The 13931-nt window shown below is 62.1% G+C and carries 12 protein-coding genes and 2 pseudogenes; 4 read left to right on the top strand and 10 right to left on the bottom strand.

Annotated elements, in window-relative coordinates:
• Nucleotides 1-2 precede the first annotated feature (2 nt).
• A complete protein-coding gene (gene antA, locus DV532_RS16345; protein ID WP_056803206.1) occupies nucleotides 3-1403 on the bottom strand; it encodes an anthranilate 1,2-dioxygenase large subunit in 1401 nt (466 codons plus the stop codon).
• 229 nt (nucleotides 1404-1632) lie between these two features.
• Here antA and DV532_RS16340 point away from each other — a divergent pair, with 229 nt between their 5' ends.
• Nucleotides 1633-2622 carry an AraC family transcriptional regulator gene (locus DV532_RS16340; RefSeq protein WP_056803203.1) on the top strand — a complete coding sequence of 330 codons (990 nt, stop codon included), beginning with the start codon at nucleotides 1633-1635 and terminating at the stop codon, nucleotides 2620-2622.
• A 354-nt stretch (nucleotides 2623-2976) separates the two neighbouring features.
• Here the strand turns inward: DV532_RS16340 and DV532_RS16335 are convergent, their stop codons facing one another.
• From DV532_RS16335 to DV532_RS16320, 4 genes are all read right to left on the bottom strand, one after another.
• Nucleotides 2977-3975, bottom strand: a complete 999-nt coding sequence (locus DV532_RS16335; RefSeq protein WP_056803200.1) for a transketolase family protein — start codon at nucleotides 3973-3975, stop codon at nucleotides 2977-2979.
• Entirely contained in the window at nucleotides 3972-4820 is an 849-nt protein-coding gene (locus DV532_RS16330) for a transketolase (RefSeq protein ID WP_056803195.1), read from the bottom strand. Before DV532_RS16330 ends, DV532_RS16335 begins: the two co-directional genes overlap by 4 nt.
• A 20-nt stretch (nucleotides 4821-4840) precedes the next feature.
• The gene (locus DV532_RS16325) at nucleotides 4841-6139 is read right to left on the bottom strand and encodes an MFS transporter (RefSeq protein ID WP_056803191.1); all 1299 of its coding nucleotides are present in this window, start codon (nucleotides 6137-6139) and stop codon (nucleotides 4841-4843) included.
• Nucleotides 6140-6215: 76 nt separating this feature from the next.
• A complete protein-coding gene (locus DV532_RS16320; protein ID WP_056803188.1) occupies nucleotides 6216-6965 on the bottom strand; it encodes an SDR family NAD(P)-dependent oxidoreductase in 750 nt (249 codons plus the stop codon).
• Between the two features lie 196 nt (nucleotides 6966-7161).
• Here DV532_RS16320 and DV532_RS16315 point away from each other — a divergent pair, with 196 nt between their 5' ends.
• Nucleotides 7162-8082, top strand: coding sequence for a LysR substrate-binding domain-containing protein (locus tag DV532_RS16315; RefSeq protein WP_056803185.1), 921 nt, complete (start codon nucleotides 7162-7164; stop codon nucleotides 8080-8082).
• A gap of 39 nt (nucleotides 8083-8121) precedes the next feature.
• Here DV532_RS16315 and DV532_RS16310 read toward each other — a convergent pair whose 3' ends face one another.
• Nucleotides 8122-8637, bottom strand: a complete 516-nt coding sequence (locus DV532_RS16310) for a DUF4880 domain-containing protein (RefSeq protein ID WP_056803182.1) — start codon at nucleotides 8635-8637, stop codon at nucleotides 8122-8124.
• A 439-nt stretch (nucleotides 8638-9076) separates the two neighbouring features.
• Entirely contained in the window at nucleotides 9077-9403 is a 327-nt protein-coding gene (locus DV532_RS30960; protein ID WP_082477135.1) for a DUF6124 family protein, read from the bottom strand.
• Nucleotides 9404-9517: 114 nt separating this feature from the next.
• Between DV532_RS30960 and DV532_RS16300 the strand changes: the two genes are divergently transcribed.
• Entirely contained in the window at nucleotides 9518-10174 is a 657-nt protein-coding gene (locus tag DV532_RS16300; protein ID WP_056805322.1) for a LexA family transcriptional regulator, read from the top strand.
• A 346-nt stretch (nucleotides 10175-10520) separates the two neighbouring features.
• Here DV532_RS16300 and DV532_RS16295 read toward each other — a convergent pair.
• Nucleotides 10521-10664, bottom strand: a pseudogene (locus DV532_RS16295) (acetyl-CoA carboxylase biotin carboxyl carrier protein subunit); the annotation flags it as partial.
• Between DV532_RS16295 and DV532_RS30955 the strand changes: the two are divergent.
• Nucleotides 10655-10801, top strand: a pseudogene (locus DV532_RS30955) (Cro/Cl family transcriptional regulator); the annotation flags it as partial. The pseudogenes DV532_RS16295 and DV532_RS30955 overlap by 10 nt on opposite strands.
• Before the next feature lie 364 nt (nucleotides 10802-11165).
• Here DV532_RS30955 and DV532_RS16285 read toward each other — a convergent pair.
• Complete coding sequence (locus DV532_RS16285) at nucleotides 11166-13118, bottom strand: acetyl/propionyl/methylcrotonyl-CoA carboxylase subunit alpha (protein WP_056803179.1); 1953 nt, start codon at nucleotides 13116-13118, stop codon at nucleotides 11166-11168.
• Nucleotides 13115-13930 (bottom strand): gamma-carboxygeranoyl-CoA hydratase, encoded by an 816-nt coding sequence (locus tag DV532_RS16280; protein ID WP_056803176.1) that lies wholly within the window; start codon nucleotides 13928-13930, stop codon nucleotides 13115-13117. The genes DV532_RS16285 and DV532_RS16280 overlap by 4 nt, the downstream gene beginning before the upstream one ends.
• Between the last annotated feature and the right edge of the window lies 1 nt (nucleotide 13931).

The following is a 13931-nucleotide window of genomic DNA, read 5'->3' as shown; positions in this document are numbered from 1 at the left end:
GTTCACACCTCTTTGAGCTTGAGGGATTGTTGTTCTTCGGCCTTGCGGGCCAGGCCCTCGAGCAGGAAGCGCTGCCAGTTGCCATGTTGGTTGACGTACAGGCCTTCGTGGGTGAACTCGGTGCCGGTCAGGGCCGGGGCGATGCCGATGGTCTCGCTGTTGCGGGTAGGGCCTTCGACCCATTTGTCGCTGCCGCGGGAAATGTCGCTCCAGCGCTCCAGGCGCGCCTGGAAACCGCGTTGCGCTTCACGAAACTCCACCAGGTCGTCTGGCGTACCAAGGCCCGAGACGTTGAAGAAATCCTCGAACTGGCGGATGCGGTTCTCGCGGTCGGCGTCGGACTCACCTTTGACGCCCAGGCAAAAACTGTGGATCTCGGTTTTGTTCCAGGCCAGTGGGCGGATGATGCGCAGCTGCGAACTGATCTGGTCGAGGAAGAACATGCTGGGGTAGATGTTCAGGTTGCGCAGGCGGTGCATCATCCATTCGGCCTTGTCCTGGCCATGCTCTTCAACCAGGCGCGGCATGATCGCGGCGTAGCCGGGGCGCACGGCTGGGTTGGGCATGTCACTGAACAGCACGCTATGGCCGTTGTGGAAGGCAAACCAGCCATCGTCGGTTTCCTTGTCACCGGCCCCCAGTTTGCTGTAGTCCAGGGTGCCGCTGGCGGTCAGGCCTTTCTCGGCGTTGACCTGCTGGCGATGCTGCACGGTGGCGACGTAGTTGTAGTGCACGGTGCTGACGTGATAACCGTCCAGGCCATTTTCGTTCTGCAGCTTCCAGTTGCCGTCGTAGGTGTAGGACGACTTGCCCGGCAGCACTTCAAGCTCGCCAGTGCTGGACTGCGCAACCATCATGTCGAAGAACACCCGTGCGTCGCCCAGGAAATCTTCCAGCGAATCCTTGCCGTGGATATCGAGGCTGACGAAGACAAAGCCTTTGTAGCTTTCGATGCGGGCTTTTTTCAGGCCGCGAGTGGCCTTGTCGAAGTTTTCCGGGTATTCACCCGGCGCCTTGACCTTGACCAGGCGCCCGTCGCTTTTGTAGCACCAGGCATGGAAGGGGCAGGTAAAGGTCGATTGGTTGCCCTTGCCGACGCGGGTCAAGGTGGTACCACGATGCTGACAGGCGTTGATCAGCGCGTTGAGCTGGCCGTCGCCGTCGCGGGTGATGATCAGCGGCTGTCGGCCGGCGCGCAGGGTGACGAAGTCGTGCTTTTCGGCGATTTCGCTTTCGTGGCACGCATAGATCCAGTTTTTCTCGAAAATCAGCTCCATCTCGAGATCGAACAGCGCCGGCTCAGTGAACATGTCACGGGCGATGCGGTACACGCCCTCCACGGGGCGAAAGTCGAGGCAGCCCTTGATGAAGTCCTGCCACTGGGCAATTGATTTGGTGCTCATGGAGTCTGACCTTTGCTTGCTGCGGGAATGGCTTGATTAAACCCCCCAGCCCGCCCCGGCACTATTCGGCTAACACGTGATTGCTATGCAGTTTTGCGACTTTCAGCTGGCCGCCGGCTGGACTGATGGTGCTTGACGTGGGCGCGTGTGAGAAATAGCGTGGCCCTGCGTGCTACCGCCAAAGCGCATAAATCAGACGTTCGCGGTTCGAGCTCCATGAGGAAATGCCATGCGTTACCCCCACAATAAAAACAATGCCAGTCGTCAGCAGTTCTCAACCGTTCTCAACACGCCCGCGCAAGCCGTACAGTGGATGTTGAACATCAACGGGCCACATGACCTTGACGTGCCCAAGCCTAGCGAGCTGGATTTTCGTCATCACGGCACGATCATTGGCAATGCCGCTATCGGGGAAATCGAATATTCGACTTTGGTGAGCGTCAAGATCCAGGACTTGCAAGAAAGCTACAGCATCAACTTGCCCGTGTTCGGGGAGCAAAGCATCGAGCATCAGGGCAAGGCCTTCGTTTCCAACCCATCCGTGGGCGTGGTGCTCTCGCCCAACCAGCCCATGCGCATGACCATTGGTGAGAAGTGCCGAAAGAAAATGGTCAAGCTCTCGCGCAGCGCGCTGGAGGCAAAGCTAGCGAAGTTGCTGGGTCGGCAAATTGCGCAGCCGATAATTTTCGAACCCATGGTGTATGTGGAAGGGGCGATGCAAGAGTGGTGGAAGCTTGCAGAAAGTGTTCAGGCGATGCTGCAGGCCGAGAACTCTTTGTGCGACCTGCCCGAAGTGTGGAGCAACTTTGAAGGCAGTTTGGTCACGAGCCTGCTGTTCTCTCAACGGCATAATTATTTTGATGAATTGCACGCGCGGCAAACCGGGCGTCCGCAGTACTTGGCCCAGCTGGAAGCGCTGTTCAATGCGTCCCTTGAAGCGCCACTGACGCTCGAAGATCTCGAGCACGCTGCTGGGGTTTCACGCGAGCGCCTGTATCGTGATTTTCATACCCATTACGGTATGACGCCGATGGCGTATTACCGCCAGTTACGCTTTGAACAGGTACGTGTGCGCCTGACCCAGGCACGCGCTTCGGAGAAGGTCTCGAGTATTGCCATGGATTACGGTTTTCAGCAGTTCGGCCGGTTTTCCAAGGAGTACAAGGAGCGTTTTGGCGAGTTGCCTTCGCACACGCTGAAGGCGCATCGTACCCGCTGAAGGCCGATGGGTAGGTTTGTCATGGGGTGCAAAGCCGAGAGTAACAGGGAGAGATTATCCACAAGGACTATTCACTTAGTCCGTCTCGGGAGGTCCAGTGATGACGAGCGACATGCTGAGTGGAGTCGGGAATCCACTCTAGTCTCGGAAATTGCCTCAATGCGGACACGGGCCATTCCCGCTTCTCGTCCTGACGCATGAACTGCTTCATACGTCCCGAAACGCATGATCCAGCACCCGCGAACACCGGCGAAGCCGGTGCCATCCGCGGCGTGGCCTGTTTCACGGGCAAGCCCGCCAACAGGCTTCATGCTGCCTTCGCGCCTTTTCCGGTAGCGCCGGGAACAGGCTCGGCTACAACCACCCCTTGATCTGCTTCGACACCGCGTTCGTGGAAATCCCGTAGCGGTCATGCAGCGTCGGCAATGCCCCTGCATCGAGAAATGCATCCGGCAGCGCGATCTGGCGGAAAGTGGGGGTAACGCCATTGCGCAGCAGCACGCCCGCTACAGCCTCACCCAGGCCCCCGATAATCGAGTGGTTCTCCGCTGTGACCACCAGGCGCCCTGGCTTGCGGGCCTCGGCGAGGAGGGTCTGTTCGTCGAGGGGCTTGATGGTCGGCACGTGCAGCACCGACACGTCCACGCCGTCCTTTTGCAATTGCTCTGCAGCCTCGAGTGCGCGCATGGTCATCAGGCCGCTGGCAATCAGCAGCACGTCTCGACCACCGCGCAACACCTGGGCCTTACCCAGTTGAAACCGGTAGTCGTAGCGGTCCAGCACCAAGGGTACGTTGCCACGTAGCAGCCTCATGTAAACCGGGCCTTGATGGGCGGCGATCGCTGGCACGGCCTGTTCGATTTCCAGCGCATCGCAGGGGTCGACGATCATCAGGTTGGGCATCGCCCGGAAGATGGCCAGGTCATCGGTGGCCTGGTGGCTCGGGCCATAACCGGTGGTCAGGCCAGGCAGCCCACAGACGATCTTGACGTTGAGGTTCTCTTCTGCGATCGCCATGCAGATGAAGTCATAAGCCCGACGCGAAGCGAACACCGCATAAGTGGTAGCAAAGGGGGTCATGCCTTCCCTCGCCATGCCGGCGGCAGCGCTCATCAGCAACTGCTCGGCCATGCCCATTTGGTAGAAGCGCTCGGGGTGGGCTTTGGCGAAGATGTGCAAATCGGTGTATTTGGACAGATCGGCGCTCAGCCCGACAATATCGTCGCGTTGCTCGGCCAGGCTGGCCAAGGCATGGCCGAACGGGGCAGGGCGGGTCGGTTGGCCGTCGGCAGCAATCGAGGCGATCATCGCCGAGGTGGTCAGGCGTTTCTTCGGTGAGTTTACAGTGCTCATGCTTGGCTCCCGGCGTCCAGCGCTTTGAGGGCGAGGTCCCATTCGTTTTCATCGACGCGAATGAAGTGCGTCTTGTCGCGGTTTTCCAGGAAAGGCACGCCTTTGCCCATGCGGGTATCGCAGATGATCACGCGCGGTTGTGCGCCCGAATGGGCGCGGGCTTGGTCGAAGGCGTCGACCAGGGCGCCCAGGTCGTTACCATCCACCCGTTGCACGAACCAGCCGAAGGCCTGCCAGCGGTCGACGATCGGCTCGAAGGACAGCACCTCGCTAGCATGGCCATCGGCCTGCTGGTTGTTCACATCGATGATGGCGATCAGGTTGTCCAGGCGCCAATGGCTGGCCGACATGGCGGCCTCCCAGGTCGAGCCTTCGTTCAGTTCGCCATCGGACAGCAGGTTGTACACCCAGCTGTCCGACCCCTTGCGTTTGAGCCCGAGGCAAGCGCCGACGGCGATGCCCAGCCCGTGGCCGAGCGAGCCACCGGTGATCTCCATCCCCGGGGTGTAGGCCGCCATACCGGACATCGGCAGGCGGCTGTCATCGCTACCGTAGGTTTCCAGCTCTGCCTCAGGGATGACACCGGCCTCGATCAATGCGGCATAGAGGGCGATCGCGTAGTGCCCGATGGACAGGTAGAACCGGTCGCGCTGCTCCCATTCGGGGTTGCTGGGGTCAAGGCGCAGCGCATGGAAATACGCTACTGCCAGCAAGTCGGCGGCGCCAAGGGCCTGGCCGACATAGCCCTGGCCCTGGACTTGGCCCATGCGCAATGCGTGGCGGCGGATATTGCGAGCGCGCACAGCCAGCGGCAGCGCCTCAGTGTAGGTAGGCACAGCAGTCATTGGGGTGACTCCTTTTCGAATCAACGGTTGACCAGATGAGCCGGCACTCGCGACACCAGGAAGGCGCCAAACACGAGTACCGCGGTGATGAGATACATGCCGATGGCATTGCTGCCCAACGTGGTGGTGACCCAGCCGATCAGGTAGGGCGAGAAGAACCCGGCGAGGTTGGCAAAACTGTTCACCGCAGCAATGCCGGCTGCTGCCGAAACCCCGCCCAGCAACGTGGTGGGCAGCATCCAGAACAGCGAAGAGGCGGACAGCACCCCTGCCGCAGCGAGGCACAGGCTGAGGATCGACAGTGTCAGGCTGCTGCCCAGTGCTGCCGCCAGGCTCAGACCCAGTGCACCGAACAGCATGGGGATTGCCAGGTGCCAGCGGCGTTCACGGTGGCGGTCGCCACTGCGCCCGGCCAACAGCATTGCGACGATGGCGCACAGATAGGGCAGGCTGGTCAGTAGGCCGATGTGCAAGGGTTCGCTGACACCGGCATTGCGCACGAGTGTGGGTAGCCAAAAGGTGATCGCGTACTGGCCCATCACCACGCAGAAGTAGATGCCGGCCAACAACCAGAGCCGCCGGTCGCGAACAAAGTCCGCTACCGAGCCGTGCTTGACCTTGTGTTGCTCGTCCTCAGCCAGTTCCTTGCGTACCAGGGCTTTTTCTTCATCGCTCAGCCAGTGCGCCTGGTCAACGCCGTCCTTCAGGTAGCTCAACACCAGGATGCCCACCAGCACGGTGGGGATGGCTTCTAGCAGGAACATCCACTGCCAGCCCGCCCACCCGTGCACGCCGGCAAAGCGCTCCATGATCCAGCCCGACAGCGGGCCGCCGATCATGCCCGAGAGCGGGATGGCGATGAACCACAGCGCGGTCATCTTTGCCCGGCGGTAAGACGGGAACCAGTAGGTCAGGTACAGCAGCAGCCCCGGCGCCAGGCCTGCCTCAGCGATCCCCAGCAAGAAGCGCAGGGCATAGAACTGCCAGGCGGTCTCCACTAGGGCGAACATCGCCGAGATGATGCCCCAGGTGATCATGATACGGGCGATCCAGCGCCGAGCGCCGACCTTGTGCAGGATGATGTTGCTGGGCACTTCGCAGAGGAAATAGCCAATGAAGAACATGCCGGCGCCCAAGCCATAGACCGCTTCGGACAGGGCCAGGTCGTCCATCATCTGCAGCTTGGCAAAGCCGACATTGACCCTGTCCAGGTAGGCGCACAGGTAGCAGAGCATGAGAAAAGGCATCAGTCGCCAGGCCGTTTTACGGTAGGCGCTGCTGCGAGCGGCGGCTGCCGCGTCGAGCGCGAGTGTGGTCATTTCGTTCTGATCTCTTGTTGTTATCGAACGCGTGACCTGCGCCGGGCTCGGGCGCCGGTCACGGTGCAGCGGGTGCTCAGTGGATCAGCATCCCGCCGTTGACATCCAGGGTAATGCCCGTCAGGTAGCTGGACAGGTCACTGGCCAGGAACAATGCCGCATTGGCAACATCCCGCGCCTCACCCAGGCGGCCCAGCGGGATGCCTTCGATGATGGCGTGACGGCGCTCGTCCTGCATCAGGCCGCCGGTGATGTCGGTGTGAATCAGGCCTGGGGTGATCGAGTTGACGCGAATGTTGTCCGGCCCCAGCTCGCGGGCCATCGCCTTGCCCAAACCCAGCACGCCAGCCTTCGCTGCGCTGTAGTGGGGGCCACCGAAGATACCCCCACCCCGTTGGGCAGACACCGAGGACATGCAGATGATGCTGCCGGCGCGTTGCGCACGCATGGTGGGGATCACCGCCTGGGACATCAACAGTGTGCCACGCAGGTTCACGTTGAGAATCCGGTCATAGTCCGCCCCGGTGATGTCCAGGGTTTTCACCGGTTGGGTGATGCCGGCGTTGTTGACCAGCACGTCGATCCGACCGAAGTGCGCGAGTACCTGGGCGATGGCATCACGCACCTGGGCTTCATCGGCAACGTTGGCCGCCAGGCCAAGGTGGCCTTCGCCCATTGACGCGGCCGCCTCGGCTGCGGCAGTAGCGTCCAGGTCCAGGATCGCGACTTTGGCGCCCTGGTCGGCAAACGCCTGGGCGGTTGCCCGGCCGATACCTCGGGCAGAGGCCGCGCCAGTGATCACGGCAAATTTTCCTGTTAACAGCATCGAAGTGGCTCCCGCTGATTATTGTTGTGAGCGACGGTTCCGGCAGAACCGATAGGCACAGCTTCGTGCCAGGCGGCAGCCCAAGCAACGCTGCCTCTTTCACCCGATGCTGAAAAAAATTCAGCCCTCGGCTTGTGCCCGGGGCTTATGCGAAGGTACAAGCCTTGGTACCGCTGCAAACCTTTCAGGAATGGTCATGAGCCTGGACACCCTTCGAAAATCTCCACCCATCCCCTCGCTGAAAGCCATTCAGGCCTTTGAACAAGTCGCCCGCTTCGGCAACGTTGCCCGTGCCGCCGAGCAGTTGAACCTCACCCCCTCGGCGGTCAGTCACCAGATTGCAAATCTGGAAGCCTTGATCGGTCGGCCATTGTTCATTCGCGAGGCGCGCGGTGTTGCCCTCACCCCGGCAGGCGAGCAGTACCTGCGCGAGGTGTCAGGCATATTGCAGAGCTTGGCCACGGCCACCGAGCGCGCCGGTAGTTCGGTGGGTTTCGATTGCTTGCGGCTGCATTCTGCGCCTAGCTTCGGCCTGCTCTGGCTGCTGCCGCGTCTGGACCACTTTCGTAACAGCCACCCGCACATCCAGATCAACCTGTCGTGCTCCTACGAGTCACTGCACTTTGGCCGCCATCAGATCGACCTGGATATCCGCCACGGCTACCCCAACTGGCCCAGCCTCGAGGTGCGCACCATTCGGCATGAGCGTGCCACGGTGCTGGCTTCGCCAACGCTTCTCGAGCGCACACCGGTCAGGCAGCCTGGCGACTTGCTGGGGCACAACCTGATCTTGTCGGAAGCCGCGTTGGTGCAATGGCCCCAATGGTTTGCCCAGCAAGGTGTGGCGTTGCCTCAAACGCCGTACGCACTGAGCTTCGATCGCTCCTACATGAGCCTAGAGGCCGCCAGCCACGGCTACGGGCTGGCCTTGGAGAGCTCCTTGCTGGCCCAGGACTACATCGCTCGGGGTACGTTGGTGCCGGTGTTCGCAGACGACCTGGCGACACCGGTCAGTGCACACCATCTGGTGTTTCCTCGGGGCCATGCTGACACCCACAGGGTTCGACAATTTCTTGAATGGGTGCAGGGCCAGCTAGGTCATGATTTCACTTACTGAGGGCGGTGGGCTCTGCCGCCTTCGTGAGCTGGGATGTTATCAGGCCCAGAAGCCAAACAGCACCAACACCGCCACACCCAACCCGACGGCAACCGAACAGCCCCCCAACGACAGCGCCGCCCGACCGTGCCGGTACCAGCCGTCCTGGCCTAGCTGCCGTGCCGGTGCCAACAAGCTGCGCCAGCGCAGTTCCGTTTCGTGAAACGCCTGCAAATTCCCGGTGTCCGCATCCAGCCAGCGGCGGAAGTCGATTCGCTCGCATGCGGTCACCTGTGGGCTCTGCAAGCGCACATACCATCGCCCGGCAACGCTCGCCAGCACATCCCGGCGCGGGCGGCCGGCCTGTAGCGCCTGGCCCATGTAGCGCTCGATGCTCGCCACTGGCAGTTCAAGGCGGGTAGCGATGCTGGCGAAGCCCAATTGGTCGAGGCGGTTGAGCAAGAACACTTGTTGAACCCGCCGTGGCAGGCGCTTGAGTGCATGCAGCAAGGCATCATCGGCATCGTGTTCAGCCACAACGGGTGGGTGCTCAAGGGGCAGTAGCAGACGGGTCATGGACAGCTCCTTGCTCTACACAGGGGAGGGGGTGGGGGCATCGTCCTTGATGCGAGATCAGCGTAGGCGAAACGAGATTGATTCTCAAGTGCTAATTCCGCAAAGTTTTGTAACGAGCGTTCACGCCCTGAAACACCTTTGCTATCATGCGCGCCATCACGATCTTCATTAGCCTGAAGAGCCAAAAAAAAGACCCGGCAATAAGCCGGGTCAAAAACCGTGATTAGCCTGATGAGGAGATAATCTGAGAGCGACCTAAGCTCCAGGTTATCCAGCGGATCTCGCGATCAGCTGAGCGCAATAATAATGGTTATCATTTGCCAGTCAAATGAATTTTCGCTACTCCGGTAAAAAATCTTTTACCGGTGCGCCTCCTTGTCCCGGCAATCGGGGCCTTTGCCGTTACGCGGCCATCACGTTCTCTCCCTTCTTTTGCGGTCTACAAGCTCGGGGGCACGGTGCGTTTGTGTTCCAGCAGCGCGCGGGCCATATCCATCATGTGCATCAGGGCGAACGTCAGCTCGCGCTGGCTACCCTGCTGGTGGGTGGCGGTTTCCTGGGCGGTGGCGGCGGCGCAGCGCAGCAGGGCGATGGCGTGCTCCTGGGCCTGGTCGGCGGTGACACCCTCGTGCAGGGTCCAGATCTTGTTGTCGAGGGTGGGCCGTGGCGGGTTGGGGTTGAGGTAGTAGTCGAGGGCGCGGCGGGCGGCTTCGCTGTCGAGATCTGTTTCGTCGTTTTCGGTTGTTTCATCGCGATACCTACTGATTTCCCTTCAAACACAATGAAATCAGAAGATAGGTCAATCTGTATTGTTGTGCTTGTCACAAATAATTCAGAGTGTGTATTGAAGCTGGTAATACAGTCCGTATTGTTGCCGCTCATGGAAAACTGGAACGCATTTCTCAAGCGCTACAAGCGCGAACACGGGCTCAGCCAGCTCAAGCTGGCCGAACGCCTGGGTATGACCCAGGGCGGCGTAGGGCATTGGCTGCGCGGCACGCGGCGGCCGACGCTGGAAACCATCAATGAAAAGCTGGAAAAGCTTGGGCTGGTATTTCTGGAAGCCCAGGTCATGGTGGTTGAGCGTGACCTTGTGCGTGAAGCGCCTGGGCGTTATGCGGCGGAGCAGCCGGTGTCGGCCGAAGCGTTGCTTTATGCGAGCTTTCGCTTCCCGGTGCTGGCATGGGCTGATTTGCACGGGCCCTTACCTGGCACGAGCAAGTTCCATGAACAGACGGACTACATGCCCGCCGGCAATGCGTTCTGGCTGGTAGTGGAAAACGACTCGATGAATGCGGCCAGTGGCAGGAGCGTGCCTGAGGGGATGCGGGTGCTGGTGGATACTGGTCTGCCGGCAGAGCCAGGCAGGCTGGTGATTGCGCGGCAGCCTGGGCGGTCGGCAGTGTTGCGGCAACTGGTCGAGGAGGGCGGCGACAAGATGCTCAAACCGCTGAATACGCGCTATCCGACTGTTCTCTGTGAAGAGGGTTGCGAGTTTCTGGGTGTGGTCGTGCGGGTGCATGGAATCTGTTTATAGGTTTCAGAATGCATTTCGGCTGCTAAGTGCTCGTCACGACATTCTGGTTGCCTTTGAAATCGAGCGCCGCCCGCGCGGCGCTTCGCGGGACAAGCCCGCTCCCACATCTGTTTCGGGCCAGTCACGCCTGCGCCATAGACGCGCGCCCCCGGAGTGCACGGCTGAAGGTTGATGCAGAGCAACGACACTAACCTGGATCTCGGATGGAACAGACAAGGCGGGCAACCCACCTGGCACAGGAGTAATTGGCCCGAAACAGATGTGGGAGCGGGCTTGTCCCGCGAAGCGCCGCGCGGGCGGCGCTCGATCTCACAGGCACCACAAAACCCCAGCCAAGCAGCCTTGGTCACTCCACCAGCTCGACCAGCACCGTCCCTTCGCTGACCATATCGCCTTCTTGGCAGAACAACACCTTCACCGTCCCGCCATGCGGCGCACGAATGCTGTGCTCCATCTTCATGGCCTCCAGCACCACCAGCGGCTGACTTGCATGGCCCTTTGCCTGAAATCAGTAATGTTCACGAACAAACGGACTACATGCCCGGCGGCAATGCGTTCTGGCTGGTAGTGGAAAACGACTCGATGAATGCGGCCAGTGGCAGGAGCGTGCCTGAGGGGATGCGGGTGCATGGAATCTGTTTATAGGTTTCAGAATGCATTTCGGCTGCCAAGTGCTCGTCACGACATTCTGGTTGCCTTTGAAATCGAGCGCCGCCCGCGCGGCGCTTCGCGGGACAAGCCCGCTCCCACATCTGTTTCGGGCCAGTCACGCCTGCGCCATAGACGCGCGCCCCCGGAGTGCACGGCTGAAGGTTGATGCAGAGCAACGACACTAACCTGGATCTCGGATGGAACAGACAAGGCGGGCAACCCACCTGGCACAGGAGTAATTGGCCCGAAACAGATGTGGGAGCGGGCTTGTCCCGCGAAGCGCCGCGCGGGCGGCGCTCGATCTCACAGGCACCACAAAACCCCAGCCAAGCAGCCTTGGTCACTCCACCAGCTCGACCAGCACCGTCCCTTCGCTGACCATATCGCCTTCCTGGCAGAACAACGCTTTCACCGTCCCGCCATGCGGCGCGCGAATGCTGTGCTCCATCTTCATGGCCTCCAGCACCACCAGCGCCGTGCCCGCTTCCACCACCTGGCCAGGCTCCACCAGCACGCGCACGATACTGCCGTTCATGGGCGCACCCAGGCCGCCTTGGTGGCTGTGGCTGGCTTCTGCTTCGGCAATCGGGTCAAACGCTGCAACGGCGTGCATCTCGCCGTCCCAGTGCAGGTACAGCGTGCCACCGCGGCGGATCGCCAAATGCTGGCGGCGCACGCCGGCCTGGTCATGCACCAGCTGCTCACCCCGCAACTGCCAGGTGGACGCGGCGCTACGTTCCAAGGCTACCGCCTGGTTCTCCCCGCCACTCGCCAAGTGCAAGCTGCTGCGCGCCGGCAGGCCCAAGCGCAAGCCGTTGCGCTCGGCCCATGGCGAGTGCAGGTCGTCACCCCGCGCATGCCCGGCCTGGCCCTGCAGCCAGGCCTCGGCCGCTGCCTCCCAGAAGCTGGCCGGCAACGCCTGTGGCGCTGGCAGCAATACGTCCTGGTGGCGCGGAATAAAGCCGGTATCCAGCTCGGCTGCGGCAAACGCCGGGTGCGCCAGGATGCGACGCAGGAAGGCGATGTTGGTCTTCAGCCCGCCAATGGCAAACTCGTCAAGCATGGCCAGCAAGCGCAGGCGGGCCTGTTCGCGGTCTTCGCCCCAGGCAATCAGCTTGCCCAGCATCGGGTCGTAGAAGGGCGACACCACATCACCCTCGCTGACCCCACTGTCCACCCGTCGCCCTTCGCCAGGTGCCGACTCACGGTACAGCGCCAGCGTGCCGGTCGCCGGCAGGAACTCGTTGGCCGGGTCTTCGGCATACAGGCGCACTTCGATGGCATGGCCGATCAGCGGCACCTGCGCCTGGGTGATCGGCAGGGCTTCACCGCAGGCCACGCGAATCTGCCAAGCCACCAGGTCGAGCCCGGTAATGGCCTCGGTCACCGGGTGCTCCACCTGCAGGCGGGTGTTCATCTCCATGAAGAAGAACTCGCCACGGGCGTCGAGCAGGAACTCCACGGTGCCGGCGCCCACGTAGCCGATGGCTTGGGCCGCGCGTACTGCCGCCTCACCCATGGCCCGGCGCAATTCGGCTGACAAGCCTGGCGCCGGGGCTTCTTCCACCACTTTCTGGTGGCGGCGCTGGATCGAGCAGTCACGCTCGTTGAGGTACAGGCAGTTGCCGTGCTGGTCGGCGAATACCTGGATTTCCACGTGGCGCGGCTTGAGTACGTACTTTTCCACCAGCATGCGCGCATCGCCGAACGATGACTGCGCTTCACGCTGGGCCGAGGCCAAGGCGTCCGCCAGCTGGCTTTCTTCCTCGACCACTTTCATGCCCTTGCCACCGCCGCCAGCACTGGCCTTGAGCAGCACCGGGTAGCCGATGCGTTCGGCGGCGGCGCGGAAGGTGTCCAGGTCTTGGGCTTCGCCGTGATAACCCGGCACCAGTGGCACCCCGGCGGCTTCCATCAGCGCCTTGGCTGCCGACTTGCTGCCCATGGCGTCGATGGCACTGGCCGGTGGCCCGAGGAAGATCAAGCCGGCTTCTTCGATGGCGCGGGCGAAGCCTGCGTTCTCGGACAGGAAACCATAGCCTGGGTGAATGGCTTGTGCGCCACTGGCCTTGGCAGCGGCCAGCAGCTTGTCCACCAGCAAGTAGCTTTCGGCGGCCTTGGTGCCGCCAAGGTCGACGCGGATATCGGCTTCGCGGCTGTGCCGGGCGTCACGGTCGGTGGCGCTGTGCACGGCGACGGTGGTCAGGCCCATGGCCTTGGCGGTGCGCATTACCCGGCAAGCGATTTCGCCGCGGTTGGCGACCAGCAGGGTGGTCAAAGCGGGGCGGCTCATGGGCGCGGTTCCTTCTTGTCGTCGGTTTGCCAGGCGGGGCGGCGTTTTTCCAGGAAGGCGCGCAAGCCCTCCTGGCCTTCGGCGCTGACGCGGATGCGGGCGATGGTGTTTTCGCAGTAACGGCGCAGGGCCGGGCTGAGCTCGCCGTCGTCCACTTCGCGCAGCAGGTCCTTGGTGGCACGCAGCGCTTGCGGGCTGTTCTGCAGCAGGTTGGTTACCCAGGCTTCGACCTGCGTGTCCAGCTCGCTGGCCGGGTACACCTCGGCCAGCAAGCCCAGTTCACGGGCGCGCACGCCGCTGAAACGCTCGGCGGTGAGGGCATAGCGGCGCGCCGCGCGCTCGCCGATGGCCTTGACCACGAACGGGCTGATCACCGCCGGGGCCAGGCCAATGCGCACTTCCGACAGGCACAACTGGGCATCTTCGGCGCCAATGGCCATGTCGCAGCAACTGATCAGGCCCAGTGCGCCACCAAAGGCCGCACCTTGCACCACGGCCAAGGTTGGCGCCTTGAGACGGTGCAGGGCGTACATCAGCTCGCCCAGCTCGTGAGCGTCATCCAGGTTGGTGTTGAAGTCCAGCTGCGCCGACTGCTGCATCCAGGCCAGGTCGGCACCGGCGCTGAAGTGCCGGCCGCGGCCGCGCAGCAGCACAAAGCGCAGGCCGGCATCTTCGGCCAGCTGGTCGAGGGCGACGATCAGCTCGCGGATCATCTGTGCGTTGAAGGCGTTGTTCTTGTCCTCGCGGCTCAGCCACAGGGTGGCGAAGCCGCGCGGGTCGCGGATCACTTCGAGGGTGCTGAAATCGCTCATG

Source organism: Pseudomonas sp. Leaf58, assembly GCF_003627215.1.
In the GTDB taxonomy this organism is placed as follows: domain Bacteria; phylum Pseudomonadota; class Gammaproteobacteria; order Pseudomonadales; family Pseudomonadaceae; genus Aquipseudomonas.
This window is presented reverse-complemented; position numbering and strand designations above follow the sequence as displayed.

Excerpts from the sequence above, each read along its gene's own strand:
- antA (WP_056803206.1), bottom strand. The coding sequence starts at position 1,403 with ATGAGCACCAAATCAATTGCCCAGTGGCAGGACTTCATCAAGGGCTGC.
- DV532_RS16340 (WP_056803203.1), top strand. The coding sequence starts at position 1,633 with ATGCGTTACCCCCACAATAAAAACAATGCCAGTCGTCAGCAGTTCTCA.
- DV532_RS16335 (WP_056803200.1), bottom strand. The coding sequence starts at position 3,975 with ATGAGCACTGTAAACTCACCGAAGAAACGCCTGACCACCTCGGCGATG.
- DV532_RS16330 (WP_056803195.1), bottom strand. The coding sequence starts at position 4,820 with ATGACTGCTGTGCCTACCTACACTGAGGCGCTGCCGCTGGCTGTGCGC.
- DV532_RS16325 (WP_056803191.1), bottom strand. The coding sequence starts at position 6,139 with ATGACCACACTCGCGCTCGACGCGGCAGCCGCCGCTCGCAGCAGCGCC.
- DV532_RS16320 (WP_056803188.1), bottom strand. The coding sequence starts at position 6,965 with ATGCTGTTAACAGGAAAATTTGCCGTGATCACTGGCGCGGCCTCTGCC.
- DV532_RS16315 (WP_056803185.1), top strand. The coding sequence starts at position 7,162 with ATGAGCCTGGACACCCTTCGAAAATCTCCACCCATCCCCTCGCTGAAA.
- DV532_RS16310 (WP_056803182.1), bottom strand. The coding sequence starts at position 8,637 with ATGACCCGTCTGCTACTGCCCCTTGAGCACCCACCCGTTGTGGCTGAA.
- DV532_RS16300 (WP_056805322.1), top strand. The coding sequence starts at position 9,518 with ATGGAAAACTGGAACGCATTTCTCAAGCGCTACAAGCGCGAACACGGG.
- DV532_RS16285 (WP_056803179.1), bottom strand. The coding sequence starts at position 13,118 with ATGAGCCGCCCCGCTTTGACCACCCTGCTGGTCGCCAACCGCGGCGAA.
- DV532_RS16280 (WP_056803176.1), bottom strand. The coding sequence starts at position 13,930 with ATGAGCGATTTCAGCACCCTCGAAGTGATCCGCGACCCGCGCGGCTTC.